The 3,399-nt window shown below is 52.2% G+C and carries 5 protein-coding genes; 4 read left to right on the forward strand and 1 reads right to left on the reverse strand.

What is annotated here, in order from left to right; all coding sequences use genetic code 11:
- Nucleotides 1–302: 302 nt before the first annotated feature.
- The 3 genes from WA429_RS20740 to WA429_RS20750 all read left to right on the forward strand — a co-directional run bounded on the left by WA429_RS20740 (nucleotide 303) and on the right by WA429_RS20750 (nucleotide 2,216).
- On the forward strand, nucleotides 303–938 hold the full coding sequence (locus tag WA429_RS20740; RefSeq protein WP_336107834.1) for a hypothetical protein: 636 nt from the start codon (nucleotides 303–305) through the stop codon (nucleotides 936–938).
- A gap of 193 nt (nucleotides 939–1,131) precedes the next feature.
- Nucleotides 1,132–1,560 carry a conjugative transfer protein MobI(A/C) gene (gene mobI / locus WA429_RS20745; RefSeq protein WP_336107835.1) on the forward strand — a complete coding sequence of 143 codons (429 nt, stop codon included), beginning with the start codon at nucleotides 1,132–1,134 and terminating at the stop codon, nucleotides 1,558–1,560.
- Nucleotides 1,561–1,763: 203 nt separating this feature from the next.
- Nucleotides 1,764–2,216, forward strand: coding sequence for a hypothetical protein (locus WA429_RS20750; RefSeq protein ID WP_336107836.1), 453 nt, complete (start codon nucleotides 1,764–1,766; stop codon nucleotides 2,214–2,216).
- Nucleotides 2,217–2,275: 59 nt separating this feature from the next.
- Here WA429_RS20750 and WA429_RS20755 read toward each other — a convergent pair whose 3' ends face one another.
- Nucleotides 2,276–2,551, reverse strand: a complete 276-nt coding sequence (locus WA429_RS20755; protein ID WP_336107837.1) for a hypothetical protein — start codon at nucleotides 2,549–2,551, stop codon at nucleotides 2,276–2,278.
- A gap of 514 nt (nucleotides 2,552–3,065) precedes the next feature.
- Between WA429_RS20755 and WA429_RS21455 the strand changes: the two genes are divergently transcribed.
- A partial coding sequence (locus WA429_RS21455; protein ID WP_443082691.1) for a TraI domain-containing protein occupies nucleotides 3,066–3,399 on the forward strand: 334 nt, incomplete at its 3' end.

Genomic DNA, 3,399 nt, shown 5'->3' on the forward strand with positions numbered 1-3,399 from the left:
ATCGACTTCAACACCGATCTCGCGGAACCGGGCCAGAATATTTGAACGGCCCGCCTGATCCGATACCAGGATATGGCTAAGGCGTGCGGCGACCTGGCTGAAGCTTTCCGACCAAGAATGTGACTTAGTAGCAGATATGTCTGTTGAAGAAATTTTGCACGTTCGATCGGCGTTTCAAAGGATCCTTTTGCTGCGTCGGGGACCTAACTTGGGACACCTCGTTTCACCAGAAACAGATTTCCACCGTTTTCAGGCGATAGGTGCAAGCCTATTAGATCACTCAAGCATCGGAGGGTTCGAAGATGTCTTCTGATGATAAGCATGTAGAGATCACGCTTGAGCAGGACGCATTGTTGCAGCGAGCTTCAAAGCTACTTTTTGGGAACAACGAAGTCGCAGAAATGACCGGGTTGAAGACCTCAAAGGTGCGATATCGTCGCGAGAAGTTGGGCTTGCCACAAGCCCCAAGGTTTAAGTCTACACGGAACGCATTGCGCAGAAAAAACGCAGCAGAACGTGCCGAGTGGGTAATCAGTTTGGGGATTTTTCAGGCATATCGTTTGGGTGCGACGCAAGGAAGTTCGATTGGGGAAGTGATCCTTCAGGCCTATGAAGATTACCTGGCAGACCATCAAATTCGGAAGGAAAGTGCTGGCCATGCTGGAGATATTGGGAACAGTTTTCCGAAGCTTTTACAGGCCAATATTTTCTATCAAAGCTGCATTAGAATGGCGGAAGGATGTCTCTATCTAGATAGATGTCCGTGCAAAAAAACGTACTACGTAATCGACATAAGTGACGATGAAAACGATATGGTTCCGCGTGGATGTCCGTGCAATCGGCTGTCAGGAAAGGGCGAAGTGCTGGGGCATAAACACCTGATACAGATCACCGAGCCAAAGGACAAAAACGGCAGAAAGTCGGTCGCAGCGGAATAAGCTGTATGCCATTGGAATGTTGAAAGGGGGAGGAGCGTAAGCCTTCCCCTTTTCCCATATGGCGTAAGCCCACGAAAAACTTGCCTATAAGGCAGAACCCCCTATTCTTGTACCCTATAGTGCAAAACCCCCTGGCTTTCGCTCTAGATATATAAAGCGGATACACACCCCTAAAAAGGACACATTTCGAACTATGCTTAAAGATGAGTTGTCGCCAGCGTTGGATGATGAGAGGGCCAGATTGCAACAAATCGCCAAAAAGCTCGTTCGGCAGTGTTGGGCAGAATTGGAACAGAAATCTCAAGGCAGGTTCATCACTCATACAGTGGTACTCCGTGCCACCGGAAAGGAGTTGCGGATCAACTGGGCGAAACAATGGTCGCAACCGGGGCAGAAGGCGGCAAAGTATAGCAAGAAGAGCTTTCCCTTGGATGTGAGGAGGAAGCCGTATTATTCGCGCCGTGACATTCCACAATGCCCAGACTGGATATGGGAAGTGGCAGAGCGGTACGAGGAGCAATTCACCCTCATTAGGAAGCAGAACAAAATGATTGGTGAGATCGCGCAATACCTCGCGGGTTATGACACGCTGTGTGGGAAGGAGGCGGAGGCATATGGATGAATGGGAAAAGAGAGCCGCTCGGAGCATGCCGAAGGCGATCCGGGGGAAGCTGGATGAAAACGTGGACCTACTTCCTCAGATGCGTGGTTTAGCAGACAGTGAACTCAGACAAATGTCGGTGACCATTACCAACTTGGTCGAGCATGTAGCGTTGATGGCCGATAAACCGAGGCAGAATGCTCAGAGGCAGGGAGATGAAATCCATGCACGAATTGAAGGTCATGCCGTGGCTGTTGCGAACCAGTCGGAACGAGCCAGAAGCACTTCACTCCGCGCGGTTCGATAAGCGTGAAATGCCAGTGTCTATTCTGCGACCGGTTCCTGTACGCGGTCGTCTGGATAGGGTGACGATTACAAACGCAAACGATGTCTACGTGAGCGACACGAAGTCGCGCAAGAAGCATGTGGTGACTGAGAAGGATGTGCTACAGGTGTCGCTAGGGCGCATGCTGTGTCTCTATTCCGGTAATCGAGTATTCCATGGTAGCGGGAGAAAAATGAAGTTCCCTGAACGGGCATTTATCCATACCGTTAGTCGAACAGACGGCACTGAGCGTTGGCACGTCGTGAAGACGATCCCGCCAAGTCAGTTGATCCCAATCTACCTCGATTATCTGGCGCGCAGTGATGACACGGTGAAGCACGCCGCAGGATAACGGAAACAAAAAAGGAGGGGCGCTTTATGCGCCCCTCCTTTGGTTTTGAGAGCGTGTGGTCAGGCGGGCCGTTTGATGCCCACGGGCTCAAGAATGCTAAAGAGCTCCTCAAGATCGTTGGACGGAAGTCCCGGCTGCTTTGGAGCGGCTTTGGCTACTTTGGTGAGATAGCGTTTTACGGTCGCTTCGACTTCTTCGTCATAGTGGAGTACGAACCCGGAGCGATCCATCAGAGCTTGGACCGAACTGAGCGCTTCTGCGAGGTCTGGGTCGAGTTTGAAGCGTACGTCTTTGCGTGTATCAACTGGCTTGGGTGAAATGATGTTGGAAGCCATTGGTCAGAATCCTATTTCGGTGGAAGGCAATCATCGCGGAGTGCATCGGGAATTCGTCCGCCTGCACGCTCAATCGTGCGCCAGTCATCGTCGGACATGTTGCGGCCTTGGTCACAGTATTTAACAAAGGGCCCCAAGCCAGCGGCGAGTGTGTCCGATTGCAACGGTGATGCGAGCACGAGGCTTGCGTCGGGATATGAACTGCTGTTGGGAGCAACGTCGCGTGGCGGAGCACCAACCACATGTCGACGATGGGTCGGAGTGATGAAGACTGGTGACGCAGTAGCCTGGATACTCTGTCCAGTGTATTGCGGTCGCTCCTGAGCATTCGCGGTGCCAAGCGGCAACAGCAATGAACAGAGCAGGACGGGTGAAATGTATTTCATGCAACCCTCGTTGGTTGGTGGAGGGGGCATTATCACCGAGGAAAAAAACGCAATGTGTCGGTTCAGTCGGTAAAAACCTCATGAACCGACACAACGTGTCGACAGAGGGCCGCTAAAAAGGCCCTATGATGAGAAAATGGTTTCCCAAATGGCGCACGGCGCCAAGAGCGACGCAAGCGATACCGGTGAAGGAAACTGCGGCCGAGGTCGTGAACGTTGCACTCTTCAGAGATCCCCCCTTCAGAGAGGGTTTGCCCGTGGTCAAGGGGGAAGCGCTCCTGCAAGTGGAGCCATATTCAGGCATGATCGGAAAGATCAAAAAATTCTCCGACTGGCGCAACGAGGAATTTGACCGCGCCATAGCCCCCGCTATCGAGGTAATGGCAAACTATGCGGGATTGCTACCAGCAAGCCAAAGTTACCATCACAACGAAGGTGGAGGGGCGCTGCTTCACGCGTTGG

This window comes from Thalassospira sp. CH_XMU1420-2 (genome assembly GCF_037029325.1).
GTDB lineage: Bacteria > Pseudomonadota > Alphaproteobacteria > Rhodospirillales > Thalassospiraceae > Thalassospira > Thalassospira povalilytica.

Coding starts and splice junctions, on each gene's coding strand:
- WA429_RS20740 (WP_336107834.1), top strand. CDS start 303: ATGTCTTCTGATGATAAGCATGTAGAGATCACGCTTGAGCAGGACGCA.
- mobI (WP_336107835.1), top strand. CDS start 1,132: ATGCTTAAAGATGAGTTGTCGCCAGCGTTGGATGATGAGAGGGCCAGA.
- WA429_RS20750 (WP_336107836.1), top strand. CDS start 1,764: ATGCACGAATTGAAGGTCATGCCGTGGCTGTTGCGAACCAGTCGGAAC.
- WA429_RS20755 (WP_336107837.1), bottom strand. CDS start 2,551: ATGGCTTCCAACATCATTTCACCCAAGCCAGTTGATACACGCAAAGAC.